This is a genomic window from Stenotrophomonas sp. TD3 (assembly GCF_001939825.1).
Classification (GTDB): domain Bacteria; phylum Pseudomonadota; class Gammaproteobacteria; order Xanthomonadales; family Xanthomonadaceae; genus Stenotrophomonas.
This window is the reverse complement of sequence record NZ_MOYM01000001.1, coordinates 454,208-473,545: the sequence shown is the minus strand read 5'-3', so window position 1 is coordinate 473,545 and position 19,338 is coordinate 454,208. Positions and strand designations below refer to the sequence as shown.

The following is a 19,338-nucleotide window of genomic DNA, read 5'->3' as shown; positions in this document are numbered from 1 at the left end:
GCCCACCGGCGTGTCGGGGCGCCCGACGCAAGAGCGGACCTGGTTCCGCTCTTCCGCTTTGACGAATCCCGACTTTCCGGAACCCGATTCACGATATGAGCAAGCGCGATTACTACGAAGTGCTGGGCGTTGCCCGCACCGCCACCGACGACGAGCTGAAGAAGGCCTACCGTCGCTGCGCGATGAAGTTCCACCCGGACCGCAACCCGGGTGATGCGGCGGCCGAAGCCTCCTTCAAGGAGTGCAAGGAAGCCTACGAAGTGCTGTCCGACGGCAACAAGCGCCGCATGTACGACAGCCACGGCCACGCCGCGTTCGAGCACGGCATGGGTGGTGGTGGTCCGGGCGGCCCGGACATGAACGATATCTTCGGCGATATCTTCGGCAACATCTTTGGCGGTGGCGGCGGTGGTCCGCGCCAGGCCCGTCGCGGCGCCGACATCGGCTACGTGATGGAACTGGACCTGGAAGAGGCCGTGCGTGGCGTCGAGCGCCGGATCGAGATCCCGACCCTGGCCGAGTGCGGCGACTGCGATGGCAGTGGCTCCGAAGACGGCAAGGTCGAGACCTGCAACGTGTGCCATGGCCGTGGCCAGGTGCGCATCCAGCGCGGCATCTTCGCCATGCAGCAGGCCTGCCACAACTGCGGCGGCCGTGGCCAGATCATCGCCAAGCCCTGCAAGACCTGCCACGGCAACGGCCGTGTCGAGGAAGACAAGGTGCTGTCGGTGAAGGTGCCGGCGGGTGTTGATACCGGCGACCGCATCCGCCTGCAGGGCGAAGGCGAGGCCGGCCCGGCCGGTACGCCGCCGGGTGACCTGTACGTGGAAGTGCGCGTGCGCGAGCATGCGATCTTCCAGCGCGATGGCGACGACCTGCACTGCGAAGTGCCGATCCGCATCTCGCAGGCGGCGCTGGGCGACACCGTGCGCGTGGCGACCCTCGGCGGCGAAGCGGAAATCCGCATCCCGGCCGAGACCCAGACCGGCAAGCTGTTCCGCCTGCGTGGCAAGGGCGTGCGCTCGGTGCGCAGCCGCAGCGAGGGCGACCTGTACTGCCGCGTGGTGGTGGAGACCCCGGTCAACCTCACCAACGAGCAGCGCAAGCTGCTGGAGCAGTTCGAAGCCACCTTCGTCGGTGAGGAAGCGCGCAAGCATTCGCCGAAGTCGGCCACCTTCATGGATGGCGTGAAGGGCTTCTGGGATCGGATGACGTCCTGATCCATCGACGCATGTGTTGAACGACGACGCCGGGCTCTGCCCGGCGTTTTCGCTTGCGGGCGGCTACCAGACTTCCCAGTCGGCAGTGCCGTGAATGCGGCGGCCCTGGAACAGCAACGTCCCGCGATCACCTACGACGTCCAGCTCGAACCAGGGCTGGCCATCGCGCTTGCGTGGACGGACGTAGAAACGTTTCTGGTCCCGGTTCATTTCGACGTAGTAGGGATTACGTGGCGGCGCCTTGTCCGCCTTTCCCGTCCAGGTGGCATGAACGTAGCCGTCATCGCTGCGACCGTGGATCTGAAGAATGAAGTAGAACCCGTCCTTCTGTTCGTCCGAGTAGAAGCTGAACTGTGTGCCGGATGCCTGCGTGGGCAGACTGACGGCGCCCAGCGCCAGTACTACGGCAACAGCGAATCCTGATGCGACGATCCATGCCTTGTTCATGGCGGTCTCCTTTCCGGGGAGACCATCGGAGCATGCACCTGCCCGACAGAACCGCGACGACGTGCGCGGTTTCCGGCCGAATGGCAAAAGTCCTACCCGGATACGGCAGTAGATCCACGCCATGCGTGGATGTCGTTCAAGGAATCAGCGGAAGAATGCCGCCGGCGTCTGCCCCAGCTGACGCTTGAACATGCTGGTGAACGCGCTCGGGCTGTCGTAGCCCATCGCCAGCGCCACATCGATGACCTTGTCGCCGACCGCCAGTCGCTCCAGGGCGGCCAGAAGCCGCGCCTGCTGCCGCCACTGCCCGAAGGTCATGCCCAGTTCGCTGGCGAAATGGCGCTGGATGGTCTTCACGTCCACCTGCAGCGCCTGCGCCCAGTCCTGCAGCGTGGCGTCGTCGCCGGGATGCTTCTGGATGTGCTGGCAGATCCGCTGCAGGCGCGGGTCGGTGGGCGAGGGCAGGTGCAGCGGCAGCACGTCCATGCGGTGCAGTTCGTCCAGCAGCAGGCGCACCACGCGGCCGTCGCGGCTGTCGTCCACGTGCGCGGACTCGATCAGGCTGGCGGCCAGCAGCAGTTCGCGCAGCAGTGGCGCCACCTGCACTGCGAACGCCCCATCCGGCAGTTGCGGTGCAAAGTCCGGTTCCACGTACAGGCTGCGCATGTGCACTTCGGCGATGCAGTCCACCGCATGCGCCATGCCGGCCGGAACCCAGATCGCGCGGGTGGAGGGCACGACCCAGCGGCCGCCGTCCGCGCGCACCACCATCAGACCGGACATGGCGAAGACCAGTTGGTGACGGCGATGCCGGTGTGGCGCGATGTGGGTGCCGGGCGGGTAGTGGCGGGCGCGGCTGGTCACCGGGCGATGTACCGGCACTTCGTTCCACGGCGCGGTCTCGCGGATCGGGCAGGGTGTGTCCTTTTTGCGATATGCCATGACCCGAACGCGGCAGAAGGGAGTGGGGGGCCACCGTAGCATGCGTGGCTCGCCCCCAACCTGACTGTGTCCATGTCGACCCTGGCTTCTCCCGCAACGACCTCACGCCCGGTGGCTCCCGGCGTGCTGGCCGCCATCTCCACCTCGCATGTCGTCAACGACATGATGCAGTCGCTGATCCTGGCCATCTATCCGGTGATCAAGGGCGGCTTCAACCTCAGCTTCACCCAGATCGGCCTGATCACGCTGACCTACCAGCTCACCGCGTCCATCTTCCAGCCGTTGATCGGCATGGCCACCGACCGTCGCCCGGCACCGTATTCGCTGCCGATCGGCATGGCCTCGACCCTGTGCGGCATGCTGCTGCTCGGCTTCGCGCCGAACTACGCGGTGGTGCTGATGGCGGCGGCAATGGTCGGCATCGGTTCGGCCATCTTCCATCCCGAGGCCTCGCGCATTGCGCGGCTGGCTTCGGGGGGCCGTCACGGCTTCGCGCAGTCGGTGTTCCAGGTCGGCGGCAATTTCGGCACCGCGCTTGGCCCGCTGATTGCCGCCGCCGTGATCGTGCCGTATGGCCAGCACGCCGCATCGTGGTTTGCCGGCGCCGCGCTGATCGGCATCGGCCTGCTGACCTATGTCGGCCGCTGGTACGCGCTGCATCTGGGCACGCCGCGCACGGCCAGCACCGCTGCAAGGGTGCCGCGGCATCCGCCGCGCACCGTGGCCAAGGTGCTGGCGATCCTGCTGGTGTTGATCTTCAGCAAGTACTTCTACATGGCCAGCATCGGCAGCTACTTCACCTTCTACCTGATCCACCATTTCGGCATTCCGGTGGCACAGGCCCAGCTGCACCTGTTCGCGTTCCTGGTGGCGTCTGCCGCTGGCGGCTTCCTCGGCGGCCCGCTGGGTGACCGCATCGGCCGCAAGCCGATCATCTGGACCTCGATCCTCGGCGTGGCCCCGTTCGCGCTGATGCTGCCGCACGCCGATCTGCTATGGACCACGGTGCTGGCGGTGCTGATCGGCTTCGTGCTGTCCTCGGCGTTCTCGGCGATCGTGGTGTATGCACAGGAAATGATGCCGCACCGCATCGGCATGGTGTCCGGCCTGTTCTTCGGCTTCGCGTTCGGCATGGGCGGGCTGGGTGCGGCCGTGCTGGGCCTGCTGGCGGACAAGACCAGCATCGAGTACGTCTACCAGCTGACAGCGTTCCTGCCGCTGCTCGGCATCGTGGCGGCGTGGCTGCCACCGTCGCGGCCTGCTGCTCACTGAGGGGTTTGGGTTTGCAGGGCTTGCAGCCCTGCACCTGCCGAAGCCAAGGCAACGGCAAAAGCTGGCTATCTGTGGAGTGGCGGGGTGGGTCCGGTTGAGGGGGGCGCTGCAAGTACGTCCATGTAAGCTCGGTCGCCGCATCCATGCGGCTCACGCCCCCTCAACCGGACCCACCCCGCCTTCGACAGTTTTCCGTGATCTGTCGGAACGGCTCTTGGGGGTCAGATACGTTTTCCGAAGGAAAACGGATCTGACCCCATTTTTGTATATCGATATCTGAAAGATGTGTCGACCAAGGTCGACACCTACCAACAGACATCCGGAGTCTGTCAGAGGTGGGGCGGTGTGGGTGGGCAGGACCGTTGGCGCCATGGATGGCGCCATCGAGCCCCCATGGATGGGTTTACGGCGTGTCCTGCCCACCCACACCGTCCCGCCAACTCACGGAAGGCCGCTTTGGCTTTTGACGTTGACGTTGATTCTGCAGGTGCAGGGCTGCGAGCCCTGCCGAAAACCCCCTTGGGCGTAGAATGCGGTCATGAGCGAATCCCTTGATAACCACCTGGTCCACGGCCGCCGCCAGCGGCCCGACGGCCCGTCGCCGATCGATGTCATCTCGGTCCAGTCGCAACTCGTCTACGGCCATGCCGGCAACAGCGCCGCCGTGCCGCCGATGCGTGCACTCGGCGTGCGCGTCGCCGAAATCCCGACCGTGCTGCTCAGCAACGCGCCGTTCTACGACACCACCCGCGGCCGCGTGCTGCCTGCCGACTGGTTCGCCGACCTGCTGCTCGGCACCCACGAGCGCGGCCTGCCGCAGCGGGCGAAGATGCTGGTGTCCGGTTACTTCGGCAGCACCGCCAACGGCGCCGCCTTCGCCGACTGGCTGGATGACATCCTGCCGGCCTGCCCGCAGCTGCGCTACTGCCTGGACCCGGTGATCGGTGACACCCACACTGGCCCCTACGTCGAACCGGGCCTGGAAGCGATCTTCGCCGAGCGCCTGCTGCCGCATGCCTGGCTGGTGACACCGAACGCTTTCGAACTGAACCGCCTGACCGGCATGCCGGCGCTGGCCGAGGCCGATGCCATCGCCGCCGCGCGCACGCTGTTGGACCGCGGCCCGCACTGGGTGATCGCACATAGCGTGGGCGGCAACCCGGGTGAACTGGTGACCCTGGCGGTCGGCCGCGAGGAGACCTGGCGCTGGACCTCGCCACTGCTGCCGGTGGACGTGGCCGGTACGGGTGATGTGCTGATGTCGCTGGTGGTGTCGTTCCTGCTGCGCGGCGAATCGATGCAGCAGGCGATTTCGCGCGCGATTGCCGGCACCCATGCGGCGCTGGAGGCGACCCTGGACAACGGCTTCGAGGAGTTCGACGTGATCGCCGCCGCGCCGGCGGCGCTGGCCGAAGGAACGCGCTTCCGCGCCGAACGCGTGGCATGAGCGGCCTGGACCCACGCACGCCGCGCACGGTCGGCATCATCGGCAGTGCCGGCGCCTACGGGCGCTGGCTGACCCGCTTCTTCCAGCAGCACATGCAGCTGCAGGTGATCGGCCACGATCCGGCCGATCCGGACTCGCATACGCCGGAACAGCTGCTGGCGCAGGCCGATGTACTGGTGTTCTCGGCACCGATCCGGCATACGCCTGCGCTGATCGCCGAGTACGTGCGGCAATCGGCCGGCCGCGAGCAGGGCCGGCTGTGGCTGGATGTGACTTCGGTAAAGGAGGCGCCGGTGCAGGCCATGCTGGCGTCGCAGGCGGAAGTGGTCGGCCTGCACCCGATGACGGCGCCGCCGAAGGCGCCGACCCTGAAGGGCCGGGTGATGGTGGTCTGCGAAGCGCGCCTGCAGCACTGGCAGGCGTGGGTCGATACGCTGTGCACGGCGCTGCAGGCCGAGTGCGTGCGGGCCACCCCGCAGCACCACGACCAGATGATGGCGCTGGTGCAGGCGATGGTGCATGCCACCCACCTGGCCCAGGCCGGCGTGCTGCGCCAGTACCAGCCGCAGCTGGGCGATCTGGCCGCGATGATGCCGTACCGTTCGGCGTCGTTCGAGCTGGATACGGCGATCATCTCGCGCATCCTGTCGCTCAATCCTGCGATCTACGAAGACATCCAGTTCGGCAACCCCTACGTGGCGCCGATGCTGGAGCGGCTGGTGGGCCAGCTGCAGGCCCTGCAGGCGCAGGTCGGGCAGGGTGACGACGGTGCACGTGGTGCATTCCGTGAGCAGCTGCTGTCGGCCAATCGCATTGCCTTCGGCGAGCAGGCGCTGGCGGACGGCAACTACACGTTCGAACGCGTGGGTTATCTGCTGGCGGACCTGACCGAGCGTAACGCGCTGTCGGTGCACCTGCCGGAAGACCGGCCCGGCTCGCTGCGTGAGCTGCTGAACGTGTTCGAGCAGCATCGCATCAGCCTGGCATCAATCCATTCCTCGCGCACGCCCGGCGGCGAAGTGCATTTCCGAATCGGGTTCATCGCCGGCAGTGATCCGGCGGCGATCACCCGGGCGGCCGCTGAGGTGGACGCCAGCGGCATCGGGCGGGTGCTCGGCTGACCAGATTCATCCACAGGCGGTGTGGATGGATTCTGAGCAAACATGTGGATAACCGCGCGCAGCCCTTGGCAGCCAACGCTGTCAAGATGGTTGGTCAAAAATTGACCACGCTTTTTGTAGGGCCGAGTCATGCTCGACTGCCCTTGGCAAAAAGCGTGTCGACCAAGGGCGACACCTACCAGAGCGGGGCGATACGGCCAGTGCCCACCAAGGTGGGCCCCCACCAGGCAGGGGGGCAGCGCTAGATCATCAACCGCAGCTCACCACCACTGGTGGTGAACTCGCGTCCGTTGCGAACCAGATGACGCCCGTCATCCAGCTCGTAACGCGGCGTGGCTTCGGAGTGATGCCCGCTGCCATTCGCCTCGGGCTTGAACTCGATGATGATGTGGCTTTCGCCATTGCTGTCGACTGCGGGGAACTGACGGAACGACATCACGTACCTCCTTCAGCGGATGCGGCTGATGCGAGGCCAGCTTGGTCCGGCCGATGTTAGCCGGCCGTCATCAATCGATGAACTGCAGTCGTGCCAGTTCAGCGTACAGTCCGCCTTCGGCCAAAAGCTGGGCATGGGTGCCTTCGGCGACGATACGGCCCTGGTCCATCACCACGATGCGGTCGGCCTTGAGCACGGTGGCCAAGCGGTGGGCAATGACCAGCGTGGTGCGGCCGGCCATCAGCCGCTCAAGCGCCTGCTGCACGCCATGCTCGCTCTGCGCATCCAGCGCGCTGGTGGCTTCGTCCAGCAGCAGGATCGGCGCATCCTTCAGCAGCGCGCGGGCAATCGCCACGCGCTGCTGCTGGCCACCGGACAGGCGCGCACCGCGTTCGCCCAGCTCACTGTCGTAGCCCTGCGGCAACGCACGCAGGAAGCCATCGGCCTCGGCCGCACGCGCGGCAGCTTCGACCTCGGCGTCACTGGCCTGCAGGCGGCCGTAGCGGATGTTGTCGCGCGCACTGGCCGCGAACAGCGTCGGCTGTTGCGGCACCAGCGCCAGCTGCGCGCGCAGCTCGGCCGGATCGACCTGGCGCACGTCGATGCCATCCACGCAGATGCGGCCGCTGGCCGGATCGTGGAATCGCAGCAGCATCGACAGCACCGTGCTCTTGCCCGCGCCCGACGCGCCCACCAGGGCCACGGTCTCGCCCGGGCGCACATGCAGGTTGAAGTGGTCCAGCGCGGCCTGGCCCGGACGTTGCGGATAGTGGAACACCACGTCGTCGAACTGGATTTCGCCGCGCAATGGTTGCGGCAGTGCGTGCGGCTGCGCCGGCGCGCGGATCTCGATGTCTTCCTGCAGCAGCTCGCCAATGCGGCCCATCCCACCGGCTGCACGCTGCAGTTCGTTCCACACTTCGGCCAGCGCGCCCACCGAGCCGCCGCCGATCAGCGCGTACAGCACGAACTGGCCCAGCGTGCCAGCACTGAGGCGTCCGTCGATGACATCGTGCGCGCCCAGCCACAGCACGCCAACGATGGCGCCAAACACCAGCAGGATAGCGCTGGCGGTGACCAGTGACTGCGCGCCGATGCGGCGGCGCGCGGCACTGATCGCATCGCCCAGTGCCTTGTCGAAGCGCCCGCGTTCATAGGGCTCGCGTGCATGCGCCTGCACCGTGCGCACGGCGCCCAGCGTCTCGCTGGCCAGGCTGTTGGCATCGGCGATGCGGTCCTGGCTGCTGCGTGCAACCGTGCGCAGCTTGCGTGCACCGATGATGATCGGCAGCACCGCCAGCGGGATGCCGAGCAGTGACCATGCGGCCAGCCGCGGGCTGGTGACGAACAGCATGGCCAGGCTGCCGACCACGGTGACGCTGCTGCGCAGGGCGACCGACATGGTCGAGCCGACCACGCTGCGCAGCAGTTCGCTGTCAGCGGTCAGGCGCGAGACCAGTTCGCCGCTGCGGCTGCGGTCATGGAATCCGGCACCGAGCTGGATCAGGTGTGCATACAGGCGGCTGCGCAGGTCGGCGACGACCTTTTCGCCCAGCAGAGAGACGAAGAAGAACCGTGCGGCCGTGGCCAGTGCCAGCACCACCGCCACCAGCATCAGCAGGGCGAAGGCACGGTTGATCTGGCCACCGCTGGTGAAGCCGTGGTCGATCATCTGCTTCACGGCGGGGGGCAGGCTCAGCGTGGCGGCCGAAGACACCGCCAGCGCCAGCAGCCAGGCGGTGAACAGCCCGCTGTGGCGGCGCACGAACGGCCACAACGTCCGCAGGCTGCCGAGGCGGCGCAGCGGTGGGGTCGAGGCGGGGGCGTCGTCCTTGTCAGTCATCCTGGTCGTCGTCTTGTATGCGGATACGGTCACGGGTGGCGTCGCGCAGGCGGATTTTCAATGCATCGACCTGATCGGCCGGCAATTCGACCCGCAGGCACACCCCGTTGGCATCGAACTGTTCATCGCGCTTTTCGGCGCTGAAGGTGGGCAGGGTGGCGTGCAGGGTGCCCAGATCCTCGAAGCCGGCCAGCAGCTGCAGCCGGGCCATCGCCACCAGCGGCAAGCGCGGGGCGGTGCGCAGGCACTCGGCGGCAGCGCCGCCATAGGCGCGCACCAGCCCGCCGGCGCCCAGCTTGATACCGCCGAACCAGCGCGTGACCACCACCATCACCCGGTCGAAGCCCTGGCCGTCGATCGCGGCCAGGATCGGCCGCCCAGCGGTGCCGGCGGGCTCGCCATCATCGCTGGAGCGGTAGTCCTGGCCGTGCCGGTAGGCCCAGCAGTTGTGGGTCGCATCGGCTACGGCCACCTGCTGCAGGAACGCCAATGCTGCCGCGGCGCCATCGATCGGCGCGGCATGGGCAATGAAACGGCTGTGTTTGACTTCCAGCGTGTGGCTGACCGGCTGGGCGAGGGTATCGGGCATCCCCGCCATTCTACGGGGTTGCCGGAGGTCGCTGTCCGCTTCAGTCGTCCAGCAGCGGGCGCAGGTCGCGCGGCAGGCGCGCTTCCGGATACTGCTGTACATAGCGCTCCAGGCTGGCGCGGGCCAGGTCGCGCTGGCCGTCGTCGCGCCGCGCACGGATCTTCTGCAGCCACTGCCGTCGCGGCAGCTGTGCATCGGCCTCCACTTCGGCCTGCACGGCATCCGCACTGAGCCCCGCGTCGGCGCCGCGCCGCATGACGCCGGGTGCGGAGCGGCTCGGGGCCTGGCGCTTCATCGAGGTGATCTCTACCCGGTCCAGTACCTGCGCCCGTTCGGCATCGGCAGCGTTGGCCAGTGGCGCCTCGGCGGTGCGTGCTTTCAGCGCCCCTGCCGGGGCTGGCGCCAATGCCGGTGCAGGTGCCGAGTAGGCAGCCGGTGCGGGAGGTGCGGGCGGTGCCGCTGCCGGTGCCGGTGCGGGAGGCAGCGCGGCAAAGGAGCTGTCGGCGGCCACTTCTGCAACCCTCGATCGAGCTGCCGATGGTGCCGTCGCCGCTGGCGCATCAGCAGCCTCGGCCGGCGCCGGTACCGGCGCGCGCGCGACGGCCGGGGCGGCAGCGGCGGGTGCCGGCGCAGCAACCGGGGCGGCCGGAGGCGCTGCCGGGGCAGGAGCCGGTTCTGCGGCCGCAGCGGCGCTGTCTGCAGCATTGCTGTCATTGGCGGCACTGCGTTCCGCCATCTGCGCCGTGGCCGTGTCATCGGCCACGACTGGAGCTGCCGCCACCTGGGCCTCGCCTGCCGGAACCGGCGGCGGTTCCGGGCGCAGCTGCCAGGCGATGCCTATGGCGAACACCATCGAGGCGGCGATGCCGAATACCGCCGGCCAGCGTGGGCGCGTGCGCTGCGTGCGTGGCGCGTCCGGCGAGGCGACAGCCTCGGCAGCCGGTGCGTCCACGGCTGCGCGCGCCGCGGCCAGGATGGTCGCGTCCAGTGCGGCCGATGGGGCCTGTTCGGCGCGGCGGCCGAGCAGGCGCGCCAGCTCGCGTTCTTCCGGCGTCAGCGGTTCGTCTCGGTTCATGCGTTCAATCCCGCACGCAGCTTGTCCATCGCATAGCGCAGCCGCGACTTCACGGTTTCCCGGCCTACGCCGGTGATCTGGCCGATCTCCTCCAGGCTCAGTTCCTGATCCAGCCGCAACTGCAGCACTTCGCGCTGCTCGGGCGGCAGTTGCTCCATCGCCAGCTGGATGCGGCGACGTTGTTCGAATTCGGAAAGCTCGGCTTCCGGGGTCTGCCCGTCCTCGATCGCGGCCAGGCGCAGGTCAGCGTCGGCCGGCGCGGCAGGGCGATGGCGGGCGGCGCGCCAATGGTCGTTCAGGCGGTTGTGGGCGATGCGGAACAGCCAGGTGCTGAATGCGGCTTCAGGTTGCCAGCCGGCACGGGCGCTGATCACCCGCTGCCAGACATCCTGGAAGATCTCCTCGGCCAGCGCGTTGTCGCGCAGTTGCCGCAGCAGGAAGCCGAACAGGCGCTTGCGATGGCGCGCATACAGGCTTTCGAACGCGCGCAGGTCGCCACCGGCCCAGGCCAGCATCAAGGCTTCATCGGTTGGCAGTGCGCTGGCTTCCACGGCGTACAGGGTAAGGCCTGCAGGCGGTGGCGCATAGCCGGTGACGGGGGCGGGCAGGGCGAGGTTCATGGCGTTGAAGCGGCTACGGACAGCAGGAAAAACGTACGGGCGCACGATTCGGGGTTTACGGGCTTCCATTGCCCCCCGGGTGGCGCGCTATGCTCGGCGGCTCAGGGGAGGCGACGCACAGACGGCGCCAAGAGATTGTCATTTGTCCACGCACGTTGAACCGGCGGAAGAGCCACCACACGAGGCCGTGCTGAGCACGGCGCTGGTGCGCGCATTGCATGCGCTGCTGCCGGAATCCGCCGTGGTCCGCGTTGGCTGGGACGACCCGCAGCTGGGCCGCGGCCAGGGCGGCTGGCCGGCTGTCGTGATGGCTGGGGCGGTCGCTGCGCCGGGCGCCGGCGACGGTTGCCATGGCTGGGAATACGACGGTGCCCGCCTGCAGTTGTCGGTGGAAGGTGCCGTGCCTTCCGCGGCGTGGTGGGGGCTGGCCCGGCAGGCCATGGAGCTGGCGCTGCAGCGCGGTCGCCAGGCCGGGCAGATCAAGGCGCTGGAAGAGGCTGAACGGCTGCAGCAGGCGCTGTTCCAGATCGCCGATCTGGCCGGCGCCGACCTGGAAATGTCGGAGATGCTGCGCCACGTGCACGGCGTGCTTGGCACGCTGATGTACGCGGAAAACTGCTACATCGTCGAATACGACGATGCCCGCGACCAGATCCGCTTCCTGTATTTCGCCGACCAGGTCGACGACTTCGTCGCCGATCCGTCGCAGAGCCATGATGCCGGCGAGATGCCGCGCAGCCTGACCGTGGCGTTGCTGCGCCACGGCAAGCCGCTCAGTGGCCCCTCGCGCGAGCTGCTGGCGCGCGTGGTCGAGCAGGAGCACGACCCGCAGCGTGGCCCGGAGAGCCTGGACTGGCTCGGCGTGCCGATGCTGCGCGATGGCCGGGTCTGCGGCGCCATCGTGGTGCAGAGCTATGAGCTGGCGGCCCGCTATGGCGAGGCCGAGCGGGCGCTGCTGGGCTTTGTCGCGCAGCATGTGCAGACCGCGATGGACCGGCGCCAGGCGCAGGTCCGGCTGGAACAACAGGTGGAGCGGCGCACGCTGGAGCTGCAGCGCGCCAATCGCAGCCTGCAGGATGAAGTGGCCGAGCGCCGCCGCGCCGAGCAGCTGCAGACCGCGCTGTACAACATCGCCGAGATGGCGATGTCGGCCGACAGCCTGGCCCAGTTCTACGGGCAGGTGCATGGCGTGGTCGGGCGCCTGCTTGACGCGCGCAATTTCTATATCGCGCTGGTGAACGGGGCCGGCAACGGCCTGGACTTCGTCTATTCGGTGGACGAACACAACGCCAGCCGCGCGCCACGCCCGTTCAGCCGCGGCCTGACCGAGTATGTCGTGCGCAACCGGCGCCCGTTGCTGGCTTCGCGGCAACAGATCGACGCACTGCTGGCCAGCGGCGAGGTGCGCGAATCGGGCGCACGTTCGCATTGCTGGCTGGGCGTGCCGCTGCTGCGCGACGACGAGGTGGTCGGCGCGATCGTGGTGCAGAGCTACAGCGAGAACAGCACGTTCAGCGTGCACGATCAGCGCCTGCTGACCTTCGTTGCACAGAACATCGGAACCGGGCTGGCGCGCCAGCGCGACCAGACGCAGCTGCGTTCGGCGCATGCAGAGCTGGAAAAGCGCGTGGAGGAACGCACCCGCGAGCTGGCCGAGGTCAATGAAAAGCTGCTCGGGCAGATCGGCGAGCGCCTGCGTGCCGAGCAGCGCCTGACCCATCAGGCCATGCACGATGCGCTGACCGGACTGCCCAACCGCCTGCACCTGCTCGATCGCCTGCAGGATGCGCTGGCATTGGCCAAACGCGAGGGTGGGCCGGTATTCGCCGTGCTGTTCCTCGATCTGGACCGCTTCAAGCTGGTCAACGACAGCATCGGCCACGCCGCCGGTGACCGCATGCTGGTGGAGGTGGCCAAGCGCATCGTATCGATGGCGGGCACCGAGGACGTGGTGGCGCGGCTGGGCGGCGATGAGTTCGCGGTGCTGCTGCAGTGTCCGCAGGGGCTGGCACAGGCGCTGGATTTCGGCCAGCGGCTGTTGCTGGCATTGCAGGAATCGATGTGGATCGCCGGGCGCGAGCTGTTCCCTTCCGGCAGCCTGGGCATCGCCTTGTGGAACCCGCGCTACCGCACCGGCGAGGAGCTGCTGCGTGACGCCGACGCGGCGATGTACCGGGCCAAGGCGCAGGGCCATGACCGCTGCGCGATCTTCGACGAGGACATGCGCGAGCAGGCCATGCGCAGCCTCGATCTGGAAGCCGACCTGCGCCGTGCGATCAACAACCGCGACTTCGTCCCGTTCTACCAGCCGATCGTGCGCCTGTCCGATGGCGAGGTGGTGGGGCATGAGGCCTTGCTGCGCTGGCAGCACGAGCGCCGTGGCCTGCTGCTGCCCGGGGCGTTCCTGGAGCTGGGCGAGGAAAGCGGCCTGATCGAACAGGTCGACTGGCTGATCTACGAACAGGTCATCGCGGGACTGGCCGAAGGCGGCCACAGTTATGTCTCGGTGAACGTATCGCCACGCCATTTCCGTTCGGCCGAGTTCAGTGGCCGCCTGTTCGGTCTGCTCGATGCATGCGGCGCCGATCCGCGCCGGCTGCGCCTGGAGATTACCGAGGTGGCGCTGCTGGACGATGGCCCGCACACGCTGCGCATCCTGCAGGGCCTGCGCGAACGTGGCATCCAGGTACAGCTGGACGATTTCGGTACCGGCTTCTCGGCGCTGTCCTACCTGCACCGTTTCCCGATCAGCACGTTGAAGATCGACCAGAGTTTCATCGCCGGCCTGCATGGGCCGGAAGTGCAGAGTACGCGCGCGCTGGTCGAAGGCGTGCTGTCACTGGCACGCACCCTGGGCATTGAAACAATCGGCGAAGGCATCGAGACCGAGGCGCAGCGGCAGACGCTGCGCGAACTCGGTTGCGACTACGGCCAGGGCTACCTGCTGGGCCGCCCGGCACCGTGGGAGCGCGCGGTGGCCTGAGCCACCACGCCGGGTCGCCTCAGCGCAGGGCGGAGCGACGCTTCTCGTCGATCCACTTCGAGGCCTGGGCCGGCTGGTAGTTCTGCATCCACTCCAGCATTTCCTCGATGTCCGAGCCGTACCACAGGTCCTGGCGCTGGTCCGGATGCAGGAAGCGCTCTTCCACCATCCGATCGATCATGCCGATCAGCGGGGCGTAGAAGCCTTCCACATCAAGGAAGGCGCACGGCTTGTTGCCGATGCCCAGCTGGCGCCAGGTCAGCATCTCGAAGATCTCTTCCATGGTGCCGAAGCCGCCGGGCAGGGCGACGAAGCCATCGGCGAGGTCGAACATGCGCGACTTGCGCTCATGCATCGAACCGACGATCTCCAGTTCGGTCAGACCGCGGTGGGCCACTTCCCAGTCGGCCAGCTGGCGCGGGATCACGCCGGTCACCTCGCCGCCGGCGGCGAGCACGGCATTGGCCACGGTTCCCATCAGGCCGACGTTGCCGCCGCCATACACCAGGCGCAGGCCGTCGCGGGCGATGCGGTCGCCCAGGGCAATGGCGCGTTCAGTGTAGGCCGGCTTGCTGCCAGCGTTGGAACCACAGTAGACGCAGATCGACTTCATGGGGGGCTTGTCTCTTGGTGCGGAAACGAAAACGCCCCGCCGGCAACCGGGTCAGCGGTTGCGGGCGGGGTGCGGGTGGATTATCGCCCCTTCTGTAGCGCCGAAGCGAAGCGGGCGCTTACGCCGCCGCAGCCTGCTCGCGGCGCGGGCCTTCACGCAGGGCGCGGCCGACCATGCCCACCAGCAGGTCCAGCTCGTCGCTGTCCATGCCGAAGTGCGGGGTGAAGCGCAGCGAGTTCTCGCCGCCATGGATCACGTTGATGCCGTGCTGGCGCAGCCATTCCTCGGTGGAGTTGGCGCCGTAGCACTTGAACTGCGGGGCCAGCTCGCACGAGAACAGCAGGCCGGTACCCTGCACCTTGGTGATCAGGCCGCCCAGCTCGCTCTTGAGCTGTTCCAGCTTGCGCACCGCCTCGGCGCCGCGTTCGGCGATGTTGGCGCGCACCTGCGGGGTCAGCTGCGCCAGGGTGGCGCAGGCCACGTCCAGCGCACGCGGGTTGCTGGTCATGGTGTTGCCGTAGATGCCCTTGCGGTACAGCTGCGCGGCATGCTCGGTCACCGCCAGCACCGACAGCGGGTACTGCGCGGCGTTGAGCGCCTTGGAGTAGGTCTCCATGTCCGGCGGGTCCAGGCCTTCGAAGCCCGGGTAATCGACCACCGACAGCACGCCATGCGCGCGCAGGCCAGCCTGGATCGAGTCCAGCAGCAGCAGGCTGCCGTGCGCACGGGTCAGCTCACGGGCCACGGCATAGAACGCCGGCGGCACCGAGCGGCCCGGGTCGCCTTCGCCCATTACCGGTTCCAGGAACACCGCCTCGATGAACCACTGGTTGCGTGCGGCGTCCTCGAACACCTTGCGCAGGCCGGCCTCATCGTACGGCGCCACGGTGATCACCGAATCCTCGCCACGGTAGCTGGCCAGGTGCTGCATGTAGCTCTTGCGGCTGGAATCGGAATACAGGGCAGGGCGGTCGGTACGGCCATGGAAGCTGCCCTTGACCACCACGCGCTTGATCGTGGCGCCGGCGTGGCGGGCGCCCGGGTCGGTCTGCAGCTTGGCGTTGACGTCGGCGATGCGGGCGGCCAGGCCAACCGCCTCGGAGCCGGAATTCAGGCACATGAAGCGCGCGAACGGGCAGCCGCCACGGCGGTGGCCGATCTCGGCGCGCAGGGCGGTGACGAAGCGCTGCTGCGACAGGCTGGGGGTCATGATGTTGGCCATCACCTGCGGGCGCGCCATTGCCTCCAGCACGGCATCCGGGGTGTGCCCGAAGCCGAGCATGCCGTAGCCGCCGGCGTCGTACAGCACCGCACCCTTCAGGGTGACCACCCACGGGCCGCGCGCGGCCAGCGCCACGTACGGGGTCACTGCATCATCGGCATAGAAATTGACGAAGCCGTCCTGCATCGCGTCGATCTGCGCCTGTTCGTCCTGCGCCAGCAGCGGCCCCAGGTCGGCCTGTACGCGCGCGAATTCCTCGGCGGCGGCATCCACTGCGGCGATCAGCTGCGGGTGGTGGCCGGACAGGGCGGTCAGGGTGGCGTCGTCCAGGCCGGTGGTGAGGCGGGTGCCGGGCTGGTTGCGCAGGGGGGCGAGGCGTTCGATGAAGCTCATTGCAGATCTCCTGAAACGATGGGTCGCACGGGCCTTCAAAAGCAAAACGCGCGTCATCACGCGCGCTTGGGGGCAGGCTCGTGCAGCGGACTTCCGACTCGATGCTAGCACTTGTTTTTTTGCGCGATAACCCCGCAGAAACCTGCTGCATAGCAGCATTTTGCGCGACGTTCGCCGCGAAGCGCGCCGGCTCGCAGACGCTGGACGTACAATGCGCGCCATTGTCGACCTGTTGCCGCCCACTGCCTTGAAGAAGTCCGATTTCCATTACGACCTGCCGGCTGAATTGATCGCGCAGGCGCCCCTGGCCGAACGTTCCGCCAGCCGCTTGATGCTGGTGCCGCCGGCACCCGCAGCCTTCACCGATCTGCAGGTGCGCGACCTGCCGTCCCTGCTGCAGCCGGGCGACCTGCTGGTGTTCAACGACACCCGGGTGATCCCGGCGCGCCTGTTCGGGCAGAAGGCCAGCGGCGGCCGTGTGGAAATCCTGATCGAGCGCCTGCTCGGCGGCCAGCAGGCGCGTGCCCAGGTCGGCGCCAGCAAGTCGCCGAAGGCCGGCAGCCGCATTGCGCTCGATGCCGGTGGTGAAGCCGAGGTGCTGGGTCGCGACGGCGAGTTCTACGTGCTGCAGTTCCACGTGCCTGAGTCGCTGGAGCAGTGGCTGCTGCACGCCGGCCGCCTGCCGCTGCCGCCGTACATCCAGCGTGAGCCGGGCGTGGACGATCGCGAGCGGTACCAGACCGTGTTCGCGCGCGAAGTGGGCGCCGTGGCGGCACCGACCGCCGGCCTGCATTTCGACGAACCGTTGCTGGCCGCGCTGAAGGAGAAGGGCGTGGACTTCGGCCACGTCACCCTGCACGTGGGTGCGGGCACCTTCCAGCCGGTGCGTGCCGATGACCTGAAGGACCACGTGATGCACCGCGAGTGGCTGAACGTCGGTGCCGAACTGGTGCAGCAGGTGCGGCGCACGCGCGCCGCTGGCGGCCGGGTGATCGGCGTCGGCACCACCGTGGTGCGCGCGCTGGAAAGCGCGATGCGCGATGGTGAACTGCTGCCGTTCGCGGGTGAAACGCAGATCTTCATCACCCCCGGCTACCGCATCCGCAGCGTCGACGCGATGGTGACCAACTTCCACCTGCCGGAAAGCACGCTGCTGATGATGATCTCCGCGTTTGCCGGCAAGGAGCGCGTGTTCGAGGCTTACCAGCACGCGATCGAACAGCGCTACCGCTTCTTCAGCTACGGCGACGCGATGCTGCTGTTCCCGCAGGCGGGGTAGGGCGCTGACCTCTTCTTGTGGTGGGTGCGCACCGCCAGCCTGGTGGGTGCGCACCGTTGGTGCGCACTTGCCGGAACCTGGATCGGAGGAAAGCCACGCATGGCATGGCTCTACTGCCGGTTCGTTCAGGCCTGAATGGGCGGCCGACCCGGTTTTGGGAGACAATAGGCAACTATTTGCCTGAACGACCGCTCCATGTCCCGATTGCAGTTCCAGCTCAAGACCCGCGACGGCCGTGCCCGCCGTGGCCGCCTGACCTTCCCGCGTGGCACGGTGGAAACGCCGGCCTTCATGCCGGTGGGAACCTATGGCTCGGTCAAGGGCATCCTGCCGGACCAGGTGCGTGCGCTGGGCGCCGAGATCATCCTCGGCAACACCTTCCACCTGTACCTGCGCCCGGGCCTGGACATCATCGCCGACCACGGCGGCCTGCACGGCTTCTGCCGTTGGGATGGCCCGATCCTGACCGATTCGGGTGGTTTCCAGGTGTTCTCGCTGGCCCACCGCCGCAAGATCACCGAGCAGGGCGTGACCTTCGCCTCGCCGACCGACGGCGCCCGTGTGTTCCTGGGCCCGGAAGAGAGCATGAAGATCCAGAAGGTGCTCGATTCGGACGTGGTGATGATCTTCGACGAGTGCACCCCGTACCCGGCCACCGAGGATGTCGCCCGCCGTTCGATGGAGCTGAGCCTGCGCTGGGCCCAGCGCAGCCGCAACGCGCATGACGAGCTGGGCAACGACGCGGCCCTGTTCGGCATCGTCCAGGGCGGCGTGCATACCGACCTGCGCAGCCGCTCGGCCGAGGCCCTGCAGGCGATCGGCTTTGACGGCTACGCCATCGGCGGCCTGGCCGTGGGCGAGCCGGAGCACGAGCGCAACGCCATGCTCGACCACCTGGACCCGGAACTGCCGGGCGACCGTCCGCGCTACCTGATGGGTGTGGGCCGGCCGGAAGATCTGGTCGAGGGTGTCGCACGTGGCGTGGACATGTTCGACTGCGTGATGCCCACCCGCAACGCCCGCAACGGCCACTATTTCACCTCGTTCGGCACCGTCCGCATCCGCAATTCCCAGTACGCGCGCGACATGGACCCGATCGAGCCGGGCTGCGGCTGCGTGGCCTGCACCGGCGGTTATACCCGTTCCTACCTGCGCCATCTGGACCGCTGCAACGAGATGCTGGCGCCGATGCTGGGCACCCTGCACAACCTGTTCTATTACGAAAAGCTCATGGCCGACATTCGTGCGGCGATCGAGGCGGGAACCTTCCTGGCCTTCCGTGAGTCTTTCTACGCGGCACGCGGGGCGGTAGCCCCCCCCCTGTAACCCGAGTGCCCCCTGCCAAACGGCCCAAGGACGAACGCCCGGGGCCGTGGCATACTTCAAGGCTGACCCAGATCCGCGGTCGACACCCCGTGCCCGTGAAAGGGCCGGAGCGCCGCCCAACCAAAGGACCAACGATGAACCTGCTTGCCTTCCTGATTCCCGCCGCCCACGCCCAGGCCGCCGGCGGCCAACCGCAGGGCATGGGCCTGACCACGCTTCTGTTCCCGATCATCCTGATCGCCATCATGTACTTCCTGATGATCCGCCCGCAGATGAAGCGGCAGAAGGAGCACAAGTCCATGCTGGAGAAGATCAAGCGTGGCGACGAAGTGCTGACCAACGGTGGCATCGCCGGCAAGGTCACCGACATCGGCGACAACTTCATCACCATCGAAGTGGCCGAGAACGTGCGCATCCGCGTGCAGAAGGGCGCTGTCGGCAGCGTGCTGCCGACCGGCACCCTGGATTCGGCCAAGTAAGCCACTCCCTTTCCGAAGCACAACCGCGGCG

17 protein-coding genes are annotated in these 19,338 nt (G+C 67.8%); 8 read left to right on the top strand and 9 right to left on the bottom strand.

What is annotated here, in order from left to right; all coding sequences use genetic code 11:
- Positions 1 to 95 precede the first annotated feature (95 nt).
- Positions 96 to 1,220: a molecular chaperone DnaJ gene (dnaJ, locus tag BKE09_RS02095; protein WP_014036853.1), complete on the top strand. Its 1,125-nt coding sequence runs from the start codon at positions 96 to 98 to the stop codon at positions 1,218 to 1,220.
- A 63-nt stretch (positions 1,221 to 1,283) separates the two neighbouring features.
- Here the strand turns inward: dnaJ and BKE09_RS02090 are convergent, their stop codons facing one another.
- Complete coding sequence (locus BKE09_RS02090) at positions 1,284 to 1,667, bottom strand: hypothetical protein (RefSeq protein ID WP_075674722.1); 384 nt, start codon at positions 1,665 to 1,667, stop codon at positions 1,284 to 1,286.
- A gap of 144 nt (positions 1,668 to 1,811) precedes the next feature.
- Positions 1,812 to 2,609: a helix-turn-helix transcriptional regulator gene (locus BKE09_RS02085; protein ID WP_075674721.1), complete on the bottom strand. Its 798-nt coding sequence runs from the start codon at positions 2,607 to 2,609 to the stop codon at positions 1,812 to 1,814.
- A 72-nt stretch (positions 2,610 to 2,681) separates the two neighbouring features.
- Here BKE09_RS02085 and BKE09_RS02080 point away from each other — a divergent pair, with 72 nt between their 5' ends.
- The 3 genes from BKE09_RS02080 to BKE09_RS02070 all read left to right on the top strand — a co-directional run bounded on the left by BKE09_RS02080 (position 2,682) and on the right by BKE09_RS02070 (position 6,449).
- The gene (locus BKE09_RS02080; protein ID WP_075674720.1) at positions 2,682 to 3,881 is read left to right on the top strand and encodes an MFS transporter; all 1,200 of its coding nucleotides are present in this window, start codon (positions 2,682 to 2,684) and stop codon (positions 3,879 to 3,881) included.
- 538 nt (positions 3,882 to 4,419) lie between these two features.
- The gene (pdxY, locus tag BKE09_RS02075; RefSeq protein WP_075674719.1) at positions 4,420 to 5,328 is read left to right on the top strand and encodes a pyridoxal kinase; all 909 of its coding nucleotides are present in this window, start codon (positions 4,420 to 4,422) and stop codon (positions 5,326 to 5,328) included.
- Entirely contained in the window at positions 5,325 to 6,449 is a 1,125-nt protein-coding gene (locus BKE09_RS02070; RefSeq protein WP_075674718.1) for a prephenate dehydrogenase, read from the top strand. The genes pdxY and BKE09_RS02070 overlap by 4 nt, the downstream gene beginning before the upstream one ends.
- 241 nt (positions 6,450 to 6,690) lie before the next feature.
- Here BKE09_RS02070 and BKE09_RS02065 read toward each other — a convergent pair whose 3' ends face one another.
- From BKE09_RS02065 to BKE09_RS02045, 5 genes are all read right to left on the bottom strand, one after another.
- A complete protein-coding gene (locus BKE09_RS02065; protein WP_049442817.1) occupies positions 6,691 to 6,885 on the bottom strand; it encodes a hypothetical protein in 195 nt (64 codons plus the stop codon).
- Between the two features lie 70 nt (positions 6,886 to 6,955).
- Positions 6,956 to 8,728: an ABC transporter transmembrane domain-containing protein gene (locus BKE09_RS02060; RefSeq protein WP_075674717.1), complete on the bottom strand. Its 1,773-nt coding sequence runs from the start codon at positions 8,726 to 8,728 to the stop codon at positions 6,956 to 6,958.
- A complete protein-coding gene (locus tag BKE09_RS02055; protein ID WP_075676550.1) occupies positions 8,721 to 9,317 on the bottom strand; it encodes a YigZ family protein in 597 nt (198 codons plus the stop codon). Before BKE09_RS02055 ends, BKE09_RS02060 begins: the two co-directional genes overlap by 8 nt.
- 40 nt (positions 9,318 to 9,357) lie before the next feature.
- Positions 9,358 to 10,392 (bottom strand): hypothetical protein, encoded by a 1,035-nt coding sequence (locus BKE09_RS02050; protein ID WP_075674716.1) that lies wholly within the window; start codon positions 10,390 to 10,392, stop codon positions 9,358 to 9,360.
- A complete protein-coding gene (locus tag BKE09_RS02045; protein WP_229298213.1) occupies positions 10,389 to 10,907 on the bottom strand; it encodes an RNA polymerase sigma factor in 519 nt (172 codons plus the stop codon). Before BKE09_RS02045 ends, BKE09_RS02050 begins: the two co-directional genes overlap by 4 nt.
- A gap of 247 nt (positions 10,908 to 11,154) precedes the next feature.
- On the opposite strand from BKE09_RS02045, the gene BKE09_RS02040 reads away from it, so the two are divergent.
- Positions 11,155 to 13,995 carry an EAL domain-containing protein gene (locus tag BKE09_RS02040; RefSeq protein WP_075674715.1) on the top strand — a complete coding sequence of 947 codons (2,841 nt, stop codon included), beginning with the start codon at positions 11,155 to 11,157 and terminating at the stop codon, positions 13,993 to 13,995.
- A 19-nt stretch (positions 13,996 to 14,014) separates the two neighbouring features.
- Here BKE09_RS02040 and BKE09_RS02035 read toward each other — a convergent pair whose 3' ends face one another.
- Both BKE09_RS02035 and BKE09_RS02030 read right to left on the bottom strand, forming a co-directional pair.
- Positions 14,015 to 14,608: a TIGR00730 family Rossman fold protein gene (locus BKE09_RS02035; RefSeq protein ID WP_014036864.1), complete on the bottom strand. Its 594-nt coding sequence runs from the start codon at positions 14,606 to 14,608 to the stop codon at positions 14,015 to 14,017.
- A 118-nt stretch (positions 14,609 to 14,726) separates the two neighbouring features.
- On the bottom strand, positions 14,727 to 16,223 hold the full coding sequence (locus BKE09_RS02030; RefSeq protein ID WP_075674714.1) for an aminotransferase class III-fold pyridoxal phosphate-dependent enzyme: 1,497 nt from the start codon (positions 16,221 to 16,223) through the stop codon (positions 14,727 to 14,729).
- A gap of 211 nt (positions 16,224 to 16,434) precedes the next feature.
- Here BKE09_RS02030 and queA point away from each other — a divergent pair, with 211 nt between their 5' ends.
- From queA to yajC, 3 genes are all read left to right on the top strand, one after another.
- The gene (queA, locus tag BKE09_RS02025) at positions 16,435 to 17,502 is read left to right on the top strand and encodes a tRNA preQ1(34) S-adenosylmethionine ribosyltransferase-isomerase QueA (protein ID WP_075674713.1); all 1,068 of its coding nucleotides are present in this window, start codon (positions 16,435 to 16,437) and stop codon (positions 17,500 to 17,502) included.
- Between the two features lie 195 nt (positions 17,503 to 17,697).
- Positions 17,698 to 18,828, top strand: a complete 1,131-nt coding sequence (gene tgt, locus BKE09_RS02020; protein WP_006434331.1) for a tRNA guanosine(34) transglycosylase Tgt — start codon at positions 17,698 to 17,700, stop codon at positions 18,826 to 18,828.
- A gap of 134 nt (positions 18,829 to 18,962) precedes the next feature.
- A complete protein-coding gene (gene yajC, locus BKE09_RS02015; RefSeq protein ID WP_014036867.1) occupies positions 18,963 to 19,307 on the top strand; it encodes a preprotein translocase subunit YajC in 345 nt (114 codons plus the stop codon).
- The last annotated feature ends 31 nt before the right edge of the window (positions 19,308 to 19,338 follow it).

Excerpts from the sequence above, each read along its gene's own strand:
- BKE09_RS02070 (WP_075674718.1), top strand. The coding sequence starts at position 5,325 with ATGAGCGGCCTGGACCCACGCACGCCGCGCACGGTCGGCATCATCGGC.
- dnaJ (WP_014036853.1), top strand. The coding sequence starts at position 96 with ATGAGCAAGCGCGATTACTACGAAGTGCTGGGCGTTGCCCGCACCGCC.
- BKE09_RS02050 (WP_075674716.1), bottom strand. The coding sequence starts at position 10,392 with ATGAACCGAGACGAACCGCTGACGCCGGAAGAACGCGAGCTGGCGCGC.
- BKE09_RS02055 (WP_075676550.1), bottom strand. The coding sequence starts at position 9,317 with ATGCCCGATACCCTCGCCCAGCCGGTCAGCCACACGCTGGAAGTCAAA.
- BKE09_RS02065 (WP_049442817.1), bottom strand. The coding sequence starts at position 6,885 with ATGTCGTTCCGTCAGTTCCCCGCAGTCGACAGCAATGGCGAAAGCCAC.
- BKE09_RS02045 (WP_229298213.1), bottom strand. The coding sequence starts at position 10,907 with ATGCTGGCCTGGGCCGGTGGCGACCTGCGCGCGTTCGAAAGCCTGTAT.
- BKE09_RS02060 (WP_075674717.1), bottom strand. The coding sequence starts at position 8,728 with ATGACTGACAAGGACGACGCCCCCGCCTCGACCCCACCGCTGCGCCGC.
- BKE09_RS02080 (WP_075674720.1), top strand. The coding sequence starts at position 2,682 with ATGTCGACCCTGGCTTCTCCCGCAACGACCTCACGCCCGGTGGCTCCC.
- BKE09_RS02030 (WP_075674714.1), bottom strand. The coding sequence starts at position 16,223 with ATGAGCTTCATCGAACGCCTCGCCCCCCTGCGCAACCAGCCCGGCACC.
- tgt (WP_006434331.1), top strand. The coding sequence starts at position 17,698 with ATGTCCCGATTGCAGTTCCAGCTCAAGACCCGCGACGGCCGTGCCCGC.
- yajC (WP_014036867.1), top strand. The coding sequence starts at position 18,963 with ATGAACCTGCTTGCCTTCCTGATTCCCGCCGCCCACGCCCAGGCCGCC.
- pdxY (WP_075674719.1), top strand. The coding sequence starts at position 4,420 with ATGAGCGAATCCCTTGATAACCACCTGGTCCACGGCCGCCGCCAGCGG.
- BKE09_RS02035 (WP_014036864.1), bottom strand. The coding sequence starts at position 14,608 with ATGAAGTCGATCTGCGTCTACTGTGGTTCCAACGCTGGCAGCAAGCCG.
- BKE09_RS02085 (WP_075674721.1), bottom strand. The coding sequence starts at position 2,609 with ATGGCATATCGCAAAAAGGACACACCCTGCCCGATCCGCGAGACCGCG.
- BKE09_RS02090 (WP_075674722.1), bottom strand. The coding sequence starts at position 1,667 with ATGAACAAGGCATGGATCGTCGCATCAGGATTCGCTGTTGCCGTAGTA.
- queA (WP_075674713.1), top strand. The coding sequence starts at position 16,435 with ATGCGCGCCATTGTCGACCTGTTGCCGCCCACTGCCTTGAAGAAGTCC.